The sequence below is a fragment of the Chloracidobacterium sp. genome, assembly GCA_015075585.1.
Lineage (GTDB): Bacteria > Acidobacteriota > Blastocatellia > Pyrinomonadales > Pyrinomonadaceae > OLB17.
The window spans coordinates 67,837-81,635 of the sequence record JABTUB010000001.1 but is presented as its reverse complement, the minus strand read 5'-3'; the positions used below and the strand labels follow the sequence as shown (position 1 = coordinate 81,635).

General features: G+C 52.1%; 18 protein-coding genes and 1 pseudogene. 8 read left to right on the top strand and 11 right to left on the bottom strand.

Going from position 1 to position 13,799, the window contains the following annotated elements; translation table 11 throughout:
- Positions 1-30: 30 nt before the first annotated feature.
- Both dnaN and dnaA read right to left on the bottom strand, forming a co-directional pair.
- On the bottom strand, positions 31-1,236 hold the full coding sequence (gene dnaN / locus HS105_00410; GenBank protein MBE7515065.1) for a DNA polymerase III subunit beta: 1,206 nt from the start codon (positions 1,234-1,236) through the stop codon (positions 31-33).
- A gap of 364 nt (positions 1,237-1,600) precedes the next feature.
- Complete coding sequence (gene dnaA / locus HS105_00405; protein ID MBE7515064.1) at positions 1,601-2,980, bottom strand: chromosomal replication initiator protein DnaA; 1,380 nt, start codon at positions 2,978-2,980, stop codon at positions 1,601-1,603.
- Positions 2,981-3,439: 459 nt separating this feature from the next.
- Between dnaA and HS105_00400 the strand changes: the two genes are divergently transcribed.
- Entirely contained in the window at positions 3,440-3,832 is a 393-nt protein-coding gene (locus HS105_00400; protein MBE7515063.1) for a hypothetical protein, read from the top strand.
- Between the two features lie 6 nt (positions 3,833-3,838).
- Here the strand turns inward: HS105_00400 and HS105_00395 are convergent, their stop codons facing one another.
- Positions 3,839-5,464 (bottom strand): DUF445 family protein, encoded by a 1,626-nt coding sequence (locus tag HS105_00395; protein MBE7515062.1) that lies wholly within the window; start codon positions 5,462-5,464, stop codon positions 3,839-3,841.
- Between the two features lie 51 nt (positions 5,465-5,515).
- Positions 5,516-5,899: a hypothetical protein gene (locus HS105_00390; protein MBE7515061.1), complete on the bottom strand. Its 384-nt coding sequence runs from the start codon at positions 5,897-5,899 to the stop codon at positions 5,516-5,518.
- A gap of 177 nt (positions 5,900-6,076) precedes the next feature.
- Here HS105_00390 and HS105_00385 point away from each other — a divergent pair, with 177 nt between their 5' ends.
- From HS105_00385 to HS105_00365, 5 genes are all read left to right on the top strand, one after another.
- Positions 6,077-6,400, top strand: a complete 324-nt coding sequence (locus HS105_00385; protein ID MBE7515060.1) for an AbrB/MazE/SpoVT family DNA-binding domain-containing protein — start codon at positions 6,077-6,079, stop codon at positions 6,398-6,400.
- Complete coding sequence (locus tag HS105_00380) at positions 6,354-6,737, top strand: PIN domain-containing protein (GenBank protein MBE7515059.1); 384 nt, start codon at positions 6,354-6,356, stop codon at positions 6,735-6,737. Before HS105_00385 ends, HS105_00380 begins: the two co-directional genes overlap by 47 nt.
- 4 nt (positions 6,738-6,741) lie before the next feature.
- Complete coding sequence (locus tag HS105_00375) at positions 6,742-7,788, top strand: phosphoribosylformylglycinamidine cyclo-ligase (GenBank protein ID MBE7515058.1); 1,047 nt, start codon at positions 6,742-6,744, stop codon at positions 7,786-7,788.
- A 4-nt stretch (positions 7,789-7,792) separates the two neighbouring features.
- The gene (locus HS105_00370; GenBank protein ID MBE7515057.1) at positions 7,793-8,032 is read left to right on the top strand and encodes a DUF433 domain-containing protein; all 240 of its coding nucleotides are present in this window, start codon (positions 7,793-7,795) and stop codon (positions 8,030-8,032) included.
- Positions 8,033-8,104: 72 nt separating this feature from the next.
- On the top strand, positions 8,105-8,404 hold the full coding sequence (locus HS105_00365) for an HNH endonuclease (protein MBE7515056.1): 300 nt from the start codon (positions 8,105-8,107) through the stop codon (positions 8,402-8,404).
- A 25-nt stretch (positions 8,405-8,429) separates the two neighbouring features.
- On the opposite strand, the gene HS105_00360 is transcribed toward HS105_00365, so the two are convergent.
- The 3 genes from HS105_00360 to HS105_00350 all read right to left on the bottom strand — a co-directional run bounded on the left by HS105_00360 (position 8,430) and on the right by HS105_00350 (position 9,951).
- Entirely contained in the window at positions 8,430-8,705 is a 276-nt protein-coding gene (locus HS105_00360; GenBank protein MBE7515055.1) for a Txe/YoeB family addiction module toxin, read from the bottom strand.
- The gene (locus tag HS105_00355; GenBank protein ID MBE7515054.1) at positions 8,689-8,982 is read right to left on the bottom strand and encodes a type II toxin-antitoxin system prevent-host-death family antitoxin; all 294 of its coding nucleotides are present in this window, start codon (positions 8,980-8,982) and stop codon (positions 8,689-8,691) included. The genes HS105_00360 and HS105_00355 overlap by 17 nt, the downstream gene beginning before the upstream one ends.
- Positions 8,983-9,114: 132 nt before the next feature.
- A complete protein-coding gene (locus HS105_00350; protein ID MBE7515053.1) occupies positions 9,115-9,951 on the bottom strand; it encodes a hypothetical protein in 837 nt (278 codons plus the stop codon).
- Positions 9,952-10,061: 110 nt separating this feature from the next.
- Between HS105_00350 and HS105_00345 the strand changes: the two genes are divergently transcribed.
- Positions 10,062-10,994, top strand: coding sequence for a tetratricopeptide repeat protein (locus tag HS105_00345; GenBank protein ID MBE7515052.1), 933 nt, complete (start codon positions 10,062-10,064; stop codon positions 10,992-10,994).
- 24 nt (positions 10,995-11,018) lie between these two features.
- Here the strand turns inward: HS105_00345 and HS105_00340 are convergent.
- From HS105_00340 to HS105_00330, 3 genes and pseudogenes are all read right to left on the bottom strand, one after another.
- Positions 11,019-11,222 (bottom strand): annotated as a pseudogene (locus tag HS105_00340) (nuclear transport factor 2 family protein).
- 30 nt (positions 11,223-11,252) lie between these two features.
- A complete protein-coding gene (locus HS105_00335; GenBank protein ID MBE7515051.1) occupies positions 11,253-11,717 on the bottom strand; it encodes an SgcJ/EcaC family oxidoreductase in 465 nt (154 codons plus the stop codon).
- A gap of 111 nt (positions 11,718-11,828) precedes the next feature.
- Entirely contained in the window at positions 11,829-12,386 is a 558-nt protein-coding gene (locus tag HS105_00330) for an NAD(P)H-dependent oxidoreductase (GenBank protein MBE7515050.1), read from the bottom strand.
- Between the two features lie 157 nt (positions 12,387-12,543).
- On the opposite strand from HS105_00330, the gene HS105_00325 reads away from it, so the two are divergent.
- The gene (locus tag HS105_00325; GenBank protein MBE7515049.1) at positions 12,544-12,756 is read left to right on the top strand and encodes a hypothetical protein; all 213 of its coding nucleotides are present in this window, start codon (positions 12,544-12,546) and stop codon (positions 12,754-12,756) included.
- Positions 12,757-12,772: 16 nt separating this feature from the next.
- Here the strand turns inward: HS105_00325 and HS105_00320 are convergent, their stop codons facing one another.
- Positions 12,773-13,795: a 4Fe-4S dicluster domain-containing protein gene (locus HS105_00320; GenBank protein ID MBE7515048.1), complete on the bottom strand. Its 1,023-nt coding sequence runs from the start codon at positions 13,793-13,795 to the stop codon at positions 12,773-12,775.
- Between the last annotated feature and the right edge of the window lie 4 nt (positions 13,796-13,799).

The following is a 13,799-nucleotide window of genomic DNA, read 5'->3' as shown; positions in this document are numbered from 1 at the left end:
GGGCCCATTTTTATCGGATCGTTGTACTTCTCATATTCTGAGCGGCATAACGATATATTTGTAATCGTACGGTGAATCACCGTCGAATGACATCTGTGTCTGAGAGTTCGAGTCTTTGAACTCGAACGCTATCTTGAATGATGATGAGCCGGAGTCGCGTGCCGGAGCAGCGGCCGTACCGCCCGCATCCGCGGCGGCGGCTTCCGGTTCCTCGCCCGCAACTATACCGTCAAGCGTACCGGCGTTATTGAGAAATTCGAGCAGGTATTGCCAATTGAACCCAAGTTGGAACTCCTCGCCCGTATAATCCGCCTGAACGATCTCGCTGCCCTCGCCTTCTTCGCTCGATTGAGCCGAAAGTTCGATCTCGCCGTTGTTCACACGCATTTTTATCGAACGGTTGCGGTCATCCGCCATAAGGCTTACGCGGCGAACGGCCGAACGCATCTCGTCGAGGTCAAAGACAGCCTTTTTATCGTTATCACGAGGCATAACCATCTCGTAATTAGGGAATGTGCCTTGCAATTTTCTGCTGATCAGCAGCCGGCCTTCCATTTCAAAGAACAAGTGGTTCTCATCCTCACCAAAGCTGATGTCGCTCGATGTTTCACGCGAGATCTTCGCAAGTTCGAGCAAAGCCTTTTTTGGCACAAGCGTCTCGATCGTGTCGCCCGAGCTTTTTTCGTCAAGGGCTGTCTCGATATACGCGAGGCGATGGCCGTCGGTAGTTACCATTTTGGCAGTGCCGTTGCCTACGATGAACTTTGCCCCCGAAAGCGTGAAGCGAGACACCTCGTTCGTGATGGCAAAAGCGGTCTTCTGGATAAAGTAATTGAAAACCGATGCCGGCAGCTTCATCGGCGTACTCTTGAACGAAGGCATCTCGGGAAACTGGCTGCGTGCCAGGCCTGCGAGGCGAAAGTTCGCCCTGCCGCAGGTCATCTTGACCCACTCATTATCCTCTTTCTTGAAATGCACATCGCCGGCATCGAGTGCACGGACGATGTCGAAGAGTTTGCGTGCCTGTACGCACATCGCCCCTTTGGTAACGATGTTCGCTTCCACATCACAGCGGATCGTTACATCAAGGTCCGTGCCGACGATCCGTATCTCGTTATCGCCGATCGATTCGATCAGTATGTTGGCGAGCACAGGTATCGTCGTCTTTCGTTCGACAACTCCTTGGATAAATCCGAGTTCGTCCTTGAGTACGCTTTGCTTGATCTTGAATTCCATTTTTGCCTCCTTCGTTCCGATCGCCGATCGGGCCTTTAACTACCAAGAATAATTTATAACAAAGAGATAAAAATCAGTATTAATAGTTCCTGTTAAAATGTTGAAAATGGGTCTAACTCCTTATATTTCTTGCAGTTTTAATTCCACAATACACTGTGGAAAACCTGTGGAAAAGTATGGTATCCAAACGGTACGGCGAAATTTTTGATATTTCCACAGGTTTCTTACCATAGTCTTTTTCATTGACATAGGAAAAGTGGAAAACTTTTCAACAAACCTTTCAAATTCAATTAGTTACAGACGATCATCGCGAGTTTTGCCTGTGGAACGATCTTTGGCCGGCAATGCTGCGAAAAACCGCTAACTAATTGCAAATATTATCAATTAACTCTTCGATCATGTTGTGGAAAACAGGATCGCTCGCCACCATCGAATTTATCTTCTCAAAAGAGTGCATCACGGTAGTATGATGCTTGCCGCCAAGCTCGCGTCCGATCTCAGGATAACTATTCCGCGTGAGACGTTTGCATAGATACATTGCGACTTGGCGAGGTACGGCCACCGATCGCGAATTGTTCTTTGATTTCATCTCTTCGACGGTCATTTTAAAGTGCGACGCGACGGCACGGGCAATACGCTCGATCGTTAGTCCGGCCGGATGCACGGCATCGAGAACGTTCTTCATAGCCTCACGAGCGAGTTGCCGCGTCAGAGGCTCTTTCTTCATCGATGCGATTGCGACGAGGCGTACGAGCGAACCCTCAAGCTCGCGTACGTTGCTGCGTACCTTGCTTGCGATATACATCGCAACGTCGTCAGTAAGTTCGAGCGCATCATGTTCTGCCTTACGTTTCAGGATCGCTACTTTTGTTTCGAGATCAGGCGGCTCGATGTCGGCGATCAGCCCCCATTCAAAACGCGAGTGGAGACGCTCCTGCAGCGTCGGTATCTCACGCGGCGGACAGTCGCTGGAGACAACTATCTGCTTTTGATCGTTATGAAGCGTGTTGAACGTGTGGAAGAACTCCTCCTGCGTTCGCTCCTTTCCGGCGAGGAACTGTACGTCGTCGATCAGCAGTATATCGATAGACCTGTATTTATCGCGAAACAGAGACGTCTTGTCATAGCGGATAGCGTTGATCAGGTCGTTAGTGAACTTCTCGCTCGTAACGTATGCTACTCGAGCTTTCGGATTGCGTGATTGTATGCTGTGGCCGATGGCGTGCATCAGATGAGTCTTGCCGAGCCCGACGCCGCCGTAGATGAACAGAGGATTGTAAGCCGTCCCCGGTGCTTCCGAGACGCTGAGAGCCGCGGCATGAGCGAACTCATTGCTAGACCCGACAACGAATTTATCGAACGTGTACTTTGAATTGAGCGAAGGTTCGAGCGACTCGAAATTAGCGTAGTTCACAACACCGGGCAGCGGTGCGTTCCGAGGGGCGGTCTCAAAGTATATCTCGGCCTCATCGGTATGATCGTTGTCATTGATAACGAACCAGTCAAGCGAGTAGCCTGAAAGGCCGGCCTCCTCCATGGCTTCCTCGATAATGGCGCGATAGTAACGGCAAACCCAGTCCTTTGTATTTTCTGTAGCCGATATCGAGATGGAACGTGCTTTAGGGTTCGACTCGATAAATGTTATCGGCCTGAACCACGTATCGAAGACCTGCTGGCTTAACCTGCTCGAAACCGCGCCGAGCAGGTCGTCCCATACTGATACTTGTGCAAAAGAAAGTTCCAAGTTGATCCTGAATGCCTTTGATATTGGTCGTTATTCGCACCGGCTCACAGACAACCGCAAGCCAAAAACCTCGCTAAGGTTTTTCCAGTAAAAAGCTTCTCTTGCGACGATATGCCCAAGAGTCGCCGAACGGCTATTCACAGCCTTTTCCACAACTATTTCCACAGTATATGAAAATCCGGGAGAAAAACCTAATGTAAAGCATTAACCTTTTTATTATCAACACTTTACAGAACATTAAAGGTTGAAAGCGTGTATCAGACTAACACGAAAAAATGCCTTGTGCAAACGGAATTCCACAGCTTATTTTTGAGTGCTTTAACATGGATTTAACTCTCATTTTAACAAGAACTTGAGTTGCATTCGGTCGAAGCAAGCGTTAACTTTTCAGTGTGTTTAAGCGCTCCGTTTTAAGCAGAAAATTCAATATTTTTTTCGCCCGGTAGAAAGTTTTCAGCAATGCAGGACGAACTCTCGGAACTCAAGAACATCATAACGGATCTCGTTTATATCAGCGAGACGGACTCGGCCTGGGAGGCGTTCGATCTTGGCGGATCGAAGAGCGTTTCGGAAAAGAAAGTAAAGGCTGCGGCCGACAGAGCAAACTCAAAGGCCGTAACAACTGAAGACGCTAAAAAATTCTTTGCACATCTGACGGAGATAAAAGATCACTTCGGTGCTGCGGAACGCAAAGCCGCTAAGAAATATACAGAACTCTACGCTTACCTCAGTAAGAATTTGAGCGGCCTTAAGATCATCAAGGTCGGCGATATTCGAAAGGACATCTTTGCGGTCGGGATCGACCAGCGCGGACACCTGACAGGCGTTAAGACGTACGCCGTCGAGACCTGATCTGCGTCAGTGCGCGTAGAAGTAGAATTGCACCGCCTGAACAAGCCCTATCAAAAACCCGAACAAGGCTCCGAAAGCCTCGATAGTACGCAGGTGCTCACGGGCGACCGACATAACGAGCGATTCGAGTTTTTCGGGCGGATAGCCGCGGATCTTTTCGCGAACCATTCCGCCGACGTCAAAGTCGCGTATCGCGTCGGGAAGCCTTGCGGCGGTAACGGCGATCATCGCATCGGTCAGTGATTCGGAGAGTGCCCGCAGCTTTTCTTCCGGCATCAGCTCGCCGAGTTTGCCCAGCGGGGCGGCGAGCATACGTTCGATCTGCAGGCCGATGAGTTCGTTGATGGCATTGAGCGTATCATCGCGATTAAGAACATCGATGAGGCCGCGTGCGAGCATTTGTTTGAGCTTGGCTTCGGCATCGGGGTGTGCGATCTGAAGCACCGCATCGATACTGTGCGGCCGCAGTTTTTCAATAACGCCGTTGATATAACGCGAAACTCCCGTGACAGTCTCTTCGTTGCGGAGCAGCGAAAGCACGGCCATTGTGATCTGTTCCTTGAGCCGCGACAGTTGCTGCGGGTCGAGCGTGCCGATGATGACGGGCAGCGGCTTTTCCAATGCGTTGTCGATCGTCGTGTCGATGAATGCCCGTGCTTCCTCGGCGAATGACGCCGTACGGAGGGTTTCTTCGATCCGCTTCGGAAAGCTCTCGTTGACAAGCTCATCGACCTCATCCAGCAGGTTCTCACGCGAGACGAATATTTTCTTGAAGAACGAAAGGTTCTCGTAATAATCATGCACCTCGTGCTTGATCAGAGCGCTGATCTGCGAGCGTGTGCGTTCGGCGGCCGCAAGGTCGGTGATCTGGCGGATCGCCGGTTCGATCTGCTCGCCAGCCTTTTCCTTTAGCAAGGCAACGGCATCCGGAGTGAACATCGTGCCTATGGGCGTGTCTGAAGTCAGCAGGCCGTCAAGCCGGCGGCTGATCAGATCGCGGACGCTGTCCTCGAAGATCTTGGAATTGACGCCTGACCGAAGCCGCCCGTCGATGAATCGGATCAGATCGGCAAACGATCCGTCATCTACCACTTCGGCTATGCGTTTGCCGAGGAACTCATCAACTCGGTGCGTAACAAAACGCCCGATCGCAGCCGTTGACCCCTCGCTTGAAATGACCGTGCGTATATGATCGGCGAGTTTGTATTGCAGGGCAGCGACCATCTCCAGCAGCGGCGTGCGAAGGCTTGCCGGCAGCATCTCGATAAGCGACGGTTGATCCTCGGACAAAAGACCGTTCAGATACGAATCGACGACCGCGCGCAGTTTCGTCCGTAGGAGATCCTTTGCGATAAGGTGTTCGTGTATCGTATCTGACGTGATGAGTTCGTTGCCGACGGCCTTGCCGATAGCATTTGCGAGGCGTTCGCGGTGCCGCGGGATCATTCCCTGCGGAAATATCGTGATGCCGAAGAACTTCACGGGATGACGGGGCCGAAACAGCATTCTTACCGCAAGCCATGCGCCGCCGTAGCCGTGAATCGTCGCAAACGCGATGAGGAGGCCCATTTGGAGCCAGATATTTTTCAGGAACGGTGCGACGAGATCGTGGATGTCAGCGAGAATTTCCATCGAGCACCAATTAGAAAGCAGGGCAAAACCCGAGCGAACGGTGAATTCTGCCTAAAACACCTGGAAGCCTTTCGAGCGAAGACAAAAATCCGAGAACTCCGTGAGCCACTCACGATCGACGCTGTAGTTCTTCCACTGATCATCGTGATCGCGGTGAAGCGTCATATCGTCGGGAGCATCAGTAACGCTCAGGTCGGCAAAGATACGACTTCCTGCAGGCACTTTCGGAAGGATCTCCGAGCGGATCCTCGACCCGATCTCGTGAGCATCGTCGCGCGAGACCTTAACGCCCGTAGCGTTATAGCCCATTTGCTTGAGCGATCCTTCGCTGAGGACGTCCAGGCTGCGAATGATCTCGACCGCCGCCTTCCAGTGCCATACGTTGGCATAAAACTCAAAGTTCTCGCTGCCCATGTCCGTCAATGTAAAGCTCATCTTCTCTTCCTGTAAAAATGCTAAACGCGAAGTGCTCATTCGGTCAATGAGTTTCGGTACTAAAAGCGATATTATTTGCTGTCCGTTCGATGAGAGTCTCCTGCGTGATGCCGGATCGGAGGATAACACCAATGAAAGAAATAGACATTATGTAATACATTCGATAAAATGTAATACATGAAATATGAGTCGACGATCACCAGCAAAGGAACGATAACCATTGCGGCTCCTATTAGAGAAGCTCTCGGTCTAACACCGGGTAGGAAGGTTCGGCTGTCGCTTATGAAGGATCGACGGATCTTGCTGGAACCGGCGATCTCGGTGGACGAATTCATCAAGTTTCGCGACGAAGTGTTGAGCAAATTGCCCGAAACACCTCGCCTCTCGCAAGCAGAGATCGACGCAGCCAAATTGAAAGCGAAATCACAAGAATACAGACGGAGGAACAAGCCGAGTGATCAGCCTCGACACAAACGTCGTTCTACACCTTCTGTTAGGTGATGTACCGGTTCAGGCGGCCAAGGTCGCGGAGCTTTTGCGAAAAGAGAAATGCTATCTCACGGACGCCGTAGCGGTCGAGGTCGTGTATGTGCTTGAAAAGGTTTACGAGCATCCGCGGTCATATATCACAGCCTTGCTGAGGAAGCTGCTGGCCATCGACAATCTGCAATGCAGCGAGTTTGTTTTCATCGAGGTGTTAGATCTTTATTTAAAGCGGCCGTCGCTATCGATCATCGATTGCTACGCAGCTGTGGAGGCGGGAACAACCGCCAACCACCTTGCCACGTTCGATGCAAAATTGCTCAAGCATGGCGGTGATCACGTGGTTATAGTTTGAAGTCATGCAACCAATCTCATACGCCGATGCAGGCGTTTCGATAGACAATGCGAACCAGGCGGTCGCGAAGATCCGCGAGTACGCACGTTCAACATTCAACGAGCGTACACTGACCGAGATCGGCAGCTTCGGCGGGATGTTCGCGGGTGCTTTCCCTGATATGGCCGAGCCGATCTTGGTCGCCTCGGCGGACGGTGTTGGGACGAAGCTCAAGATCGCCTTCGAGACGGGCATACACAATACGGTCGGCGCCGACCTCGTGAACCATTGCGTCAACGACATTCTCGTCCAAGGTGCGCGGCCGCTCTTCTTCCTCGATTATTTTGCGACCGGAAAACTCGAACCCGAAGTAACGGCGTCTGTCGTCGAGGGAATGGCTCGTGCCTGCCGCGAGAACGGCTGTGTCCTGCTCGGCGGCGAAACGGCCGAGATGCCGTCAATGTACGCGGACGGTGAATATGACCTCGCGGGGTTTATCGTCGGTGTCGTCGATAAAGCAAAGGTCATCGACGGCAAGTCGATCGTGCCCGGCGATGTCGTGCTTGGCCTGCCATCGACGGGCCTGCAGACGAACGGATATTCACTCGCCCGCAAGCTATTCTTTGAGGTCGGCGGCTACAAGGTTGATTCCTACATTGACGAATTAGGTTCCACGGTCGGCGAGGCACTGCTAGCGACGCACTCATCGTTCCTGCCGCAGATCGGCCCGTTGCTGGATAAGAAATTCGTTGCGGACGACGGTACCGCCGCCCCGCTGATCAAAGGCCTTGCGCACATCACCGGCGGCGGCTTCCTCGAGAACATTCCGCGAATCCTGCCCGAAGGCGTCGGCGTCGAGATCGACCGCGGCTCCTGGCCCGAACCGCCCATCTTCGGCCTAATGCAACGCCTCGGCAACGTCTCAGACACCGAAATGTTCCGCACCTTCAACATGGGCATCGGCATGATCGTCGTTTGCTCGGAAAACTGTGGTTCGGAAATTCAAAAGGCCGCTAACGCATTGGTTATCGGAAAAGTGACGACCGGAGATAAGGCGGTTGTGATAAGATGAACGCATGGATTACCGAGAGATCATAACGATCGAGCCCGGCAAACGGAGCGGAAAACCGTGCATTCGCGGGATGCGCATTACGGTTCAGGACGTGCTCGAATATCTCGCGGGTGGAATGACGGAGGGAGAAATTCTGTCTGATTTTCCTGAACTCACCCGTGAAGACATCCGTGCCTGCATTGCTTTTGCCGCAAACCGCGAACGTCAATTAGCGGTCGCTCAGCAATATGAAATTGTTGCTTGATCAAAATCTCTCACGAAAGATCGTCAAGCAGATCGACGAGATCTATCCCGACAGCACCCACATTGCTCTTGTATTGTCAGAAACAAGTTCAGATCAGGATATTCGGTCAAGAGGAAGAAGGAAGAGGTTCTTCGAAAGAAGGGGAAGCTGGAATGCGAAGTATGCGGATTCAATTTCAAAGCCGAGTACGGCGAGATTGGTGAAGGATTTTGCGAAGTTCATCACTTATTGCCACTTGCTCAATCAAACAAGGGTCGTCGCACATTGCTATCTGACCTTGCGATAATTTGCTCGAACTGTCATCGAATGATCCACAAGACAAAGCCTATTAAGGGCATAAAGGCGTTCCGACGAATGCTAGGAAAAGGATAGGATCGGCTTTGCGGGACGCGTGAAGCTAGTAGTGGAATCTCGCCTGAAGAAAATTGATCTTCTCATCAGATACGCGATACACGATCCGGTGTTCTTTGGTTATGCGCCGCGACCAGATGTTGGCGCCGATATGACGCATTGGTTCCGGTTTGCCGATCCCGGTGAAAGGGTCGCGCAACACGGCCTCAACCAAGCTGAAAATGCGGATCAGGGTTTTACGATCGGTCTCAGCCCAATAGCGAAGGTCATCCCGGAATTCGGGTTCGAAAACCGAATCGCGACCCTTACTTCCGCTTGTCATTCTCGATCCCGAATTCTTTCCTAAGTTCGTCAATGGAAGTGGGCTTGGTCGTTCCTGCCTCTGCCCTTTCGATGGCACTCATTAGACGCCGTGCATTCTTTGGAGAGCGCAGTAAGTATAAGCTTTCAAGGACACTGTTCAACTCGTCGGCGCTGATCACCGCAACCTTTTCGTGGCCGCGTCGATTTATGACCACTACTTCGCGGTTGTCCGTGACCCGGTCGAGTAGTGACGCTAAATTGTTCCTGGCTTCGCTGTAGCTGATCTCTAATGACATAATTCTTCCCCAAACCTGTACAGTATTATTGTACGTTTAATCGATGATGTCAATGAAAAGAAGTATCGCGTCGAGCTTGGCCGGATGCATGATCTATTGGCAAGGTCGTGTCAGGTGACGGTTGACCGAAGTCTAATAATAAGTCAGTTTCCGATACAAGGCCTCGCGTGGCTTAAGTACAGGCCCGGTTGTATCGTCTGCTGCGAAAACTATCCGTTTCGTCCAGTTTCCTTTCGCATCAAACCTCAGATATTTATAAGTTTCCTTACCGTTAGGTTTATCGGTTGCGACGTCGTACGCGATCATCTCTATCTCGTTTCCCTTATCATCGAGCTTATAGATGTATTTCTGGTTCAGGGAGCCGTCGTCAGAATAGACGAGTTTTTCTCTCTGACCTGGCTTATAGTTATAGACGTACCTTAGCCATAGATCGCCGTTGCTTTGAATCATCGCCTTTTCTGATACATTTCCGTCGTTGTCATATTTGTATGTGAATTTGTAGTCAAATCGCGGGTCAAAGGGTTTTTGTGGTGTCTTCTCCGGATCAGGCATCGCGGTGATCTTATTCGGATTAGCAACGTCCTGATAGATCGAAACCTTTTCGCCGTCAATTCGGCTATAAATTACTGAATCAAACAAATCTCCGGTTAGGTAATCATAACTTTTCCAGGTCAAACGATTGCCGGCCTTATCGTAGGTATATTCACTCGCGCTTCTGCGTTTGGTTTCAACCAATTTGCGAGAGACCCTTTTTAGGTCGGCCCTTTCAGTAAATACAGATTTGACCAAACCCTTCAAGCCGTCGGTTTCTCTGTCCGTTTTCTGTTTTTGGGCAAGGCCAGAGATAGCAAGCAGTAGCACGAATGCGACCGGCGCAGTCAGGAGTCTTATCGTTTGTAAATACATACCTTTTGTTTCGGCGATCAATGTATCAGCCATCGGCCGATATCTTAACTCTTCACGATCCATAACCTCGAGAAGACCTAATACAGGTCCAATGTTACGGCCAAACGCGAACCAATGCTAACGGCGGCATACGACGAGTTTGTAATGTGACGGTTTCGTATATAATTTCCTAGATGAGAAAACGAATACTACTCGCGGTCTTGCTCCTGTTCGTCGTGTCGGCGACTGCTTATTCACAGACTGCGGAGCAACATTTCAAAACGGGCCTTCAGCACTACAAGAACAAGGATTATGCTCGGGCCATCGTGAGTTTCACGACGGCGTTGCAGTCTGTGCAGAACTCGGCGGCTCTCTGGTTCAACCGTGGTCAGGCATACTACTTCTCTGGGAACTATGACGCAGCGATCTCGGATTACTCGCGAAGTCTCGCGATCGATCCTCGAAACGTAGATGCGTTATTCCAGCGAGGGCTTTCGAAGAGCAAGCTCGGGCGACATCGTGATGCGGTCGCCGATTACACTTCCGCGATCGCGATCAATCCGGCGGATGCGACGATCTGGTACAACCGAGGCATCTCATACAAGGATCAGGGGCTTTATCAGGACGCGTTGAACGATTACTCGACGGCAATAAGGCTCGTGCCAAGATATGCCAAGGCCTATATGAATCGGGGTGCGGTGTACTACGTGTTGAAAAAGTGGCCCGAAGCGTTGGCAGATGCGAACAAGTCGATCGAACTCGATCCGTCCGAGCTGGAGGCGTGGAACAACCGAGCCGTCGTGTATTCGAGTTCGGGTTCACCGGACCTCGCTATCGCCGATCTGAACTATGTGATATCCAAGGACCCGAGCCGAGAGAAGGCATTTCTCGACCGCGGCATCGCATACTATCGTAAAAAGCAGATCGATACGGCGATCGAAGACCTTTCGGCCGCGATCTCTCTGAATCCAAAGTACTTTCAGGCGTACCTGATGCGCGGTGCTATCTGCTTGGAGATAAAACGATATGCCCAGGCACGAGCCGATGCAGAGAAGGTTCTCGCGATCGTTCCCGGTAACGAGCTTGCTACCCGGATCCTCAACCGACTCAAGGCTTTGGGTAAGTAACAATAACCTCCCACTAAGGGCCTCTCAGGGGTTGTTGGGCAGCGGCAGGCCGTGGAGACGTAAGAAAGAAAGCCTGTCCCAATAACCGCGTTGGAACACGATAAGGCCGTCGATGATGTGGAAAAAACCGCAACCGCGAAGCCCGAGCGGATCACGCCATTCAAGGATCACCCATTCTCCGTCTTCGAAAATACTCTCGACCTCGCAGACCATTGTTGCTGAAGCAAAGACCTGACAGCGTTATCGAGACGCGGAATTCTAAGACGGCTCTTTTTTGCGGTAATCTGCAGGTCTTAGATCGCCGCTTTCGCTGCGGATGTAGGTTTCGGCACCTGCTACGATGTCGGTGTTTTGGGCTGAGGCACACAGCCAAAAGCCGTCCCTCTTGCGAACGACAAAGGTAAATACTGTTTGCCTGATCCCGGCGTCCTTTTCGATAGGGGTTTGTCCGGCTAGGGTCATCCTGACGTGAAGCACCGCGACATCATCGGCCAGCAGTTTGGTCTTAATACGGCCGGACCTTAGCGTCGAATCCTTGAAGATGACCTTGAGTCCGTAATCGTGAGCCTTGAAAATAGAGCGGCGATCTTCCCACCAAAACCCGACCACATTGACAAAGTCAGCCTCTTCTTCGAAGAGTTCGGCCAAGAGGTCCGCCCGTCGGTTGTTCCAGTTTTCGACAAATAGCCTTGGAATATCTTCGGGGCGTTCGGCTTTGTTCATATCAGTTGTGAGTACATCGACCGATGTCGTGCCGGGATCAAAGCGAGGCCGCGAGTGAGTATGAGACTTCGTTCGTGGCCGGTTAAAATTTGAGCGGTCGTCACGGTGCTGTTACGAGATGTTCGAGTGAGTCTTCACCCAATCGACGTACCTGTCCATCCAGGCCTGGAGAAACGGTTTGCTTGCTTCGCCGATATTGCCTTCGTCATCGAACAACCCGTCCTTTGCGTGTATGAAGGCTTCAGGCTGTCCCATCGTGGGAACATCGAGATACGCGAGACTGTTGCGAAGATGCTGTTGTGCGAGCGCGGTGCCGATACTTCCGATCGAAACGCCGAGCACCCCGGCAGGCTTGCCGGCCCAAGAGTTCTGCCCATATGGGCGCGAGGCATGGTCGATCGCGTTCTTGAGAACGCCCGGCATTGACCGGTTGTATTCGGGCGTGACAAAGATCAGGCCGTCGGCAGCCGAGATCTGCTCCTTCAGCCGCTTGACCGGATCTGCCTGATCGTCGTCATCATCCTGATCGTAAAGCGGCAAATCGCCGATCTCGACCTGGTTGAACACAAAATCGGCAGGCCCAAGCTTGCAAACGGCACTGGCCAATTTGCGGTTCAGAGACTCTTTTCGAAGGCTGCCTACAATAACGGCAATTTGTTTTTGACTCATGATCGACCCCCTTGTGTGGCTGTTGACAGGAGCCTCGCTTAAGCGACGACATCCCCTCTCTTTAAGAAATCACAAGCCGACGCAATCTTCAAGCGCGATGCGGTTTTACAGGCTACCATGCGATCGGGAGCTGTTGGTTGTAGAATGTGATGCGGCAATGAAAATAGGGATACTCATTTCCGGGCGTGGGTCGAATATGGCGGCGATCGCGGATGCGGTGGCGAGCGGCGAGATCGCGGGGGCATCGTTCACCGTCGAAGCCGAACGCGCCGGTAAGGTGGCCTTCTGCCTCGGGGCCGAGGCGTTCGGAAAGCAGATTCCTTGCGCCGAAATAGCGGCTGCCTATAACGCAGTCAATTTACAGAACTGAGTTGTGCCGTTCGAGATCAGGCAGGCGTCCTCGAGGTTCGGTCTGTGAGTTTGCTCGGCCATAATGCCCAAGCCATTGCGACGGCGGGCGGTACCAGCATCGCCGGTATTGACCAGAACGGTAAGGACCACGCCTCGCGTATTTCCGGTGCAACGCCAAGGTAATATGCGGTGAAAGCGGATAGCGCGATCGCTCGAAATAGCGTCCGTTCTTTCAACCGACGTCGCAGCACGAAGAATGCGGCCCATGAGACGACGAATCCGGCGGCCATCCATCCGTAAACCGCGCCGGCCAATCTGAGAAGATCTGATCCTTGCGCGCCGGTTCCTGCGAAAAATGCGTGCTCGATGTCGCAGACATTCAAAAGATCTAAAAGGAAATAGGCCGCTACGAACCCCGGAAATCCCATAGCAATGTTCGCCGTCAATGAGCTTCGATGCAGTTCACTGTGGCTGTTTTCAGGAACCAGACGTTGGCAGCTCGGGATGCATGCCGAGCAATCGGTACATTTCTCAGGTCGGTTCTTGTCAAGGGCGAACTGGCCGTACAGAACCTCGATCGGACGTATGGGGCACGCTCCGACGCACCATCCGCTAAGCGACTTAAAAAGAAAGCCTGCCGCAAGGACAACGGCAAGGATGGCCAAAGCTGTCCAGAATGTTGCCCAACCTACCGAGTTGAAAAACAGATGGCGGGTGGGAATGCCGGCAATCATCAGGACCCAGCCGAATGCCTGAAGTTTGGCGGTAATGCGAGGCGACAGGCGGCGATGCGGGTTTTGGCCAAAACGATGACTGAACGTTTGTACAGTAGATATTGGACAAATGCTGACCCACGCGTTCGGCGCCACGAGCAGGATCATCGGCGCGAGCGGGATCGTTGCGAACCAGAGCAGCCGCAATCCCAGCGATGGCTCAGAGTAGATAAGGGCCATTTCGACGATGAATACGACGAACGCGAGTACCATCGAGATCCGCAGAAGCCGTTGGACAGGTAATGGATAAATGCGATCAATGATCTTTGCGTTGGTTACGGACATGGAT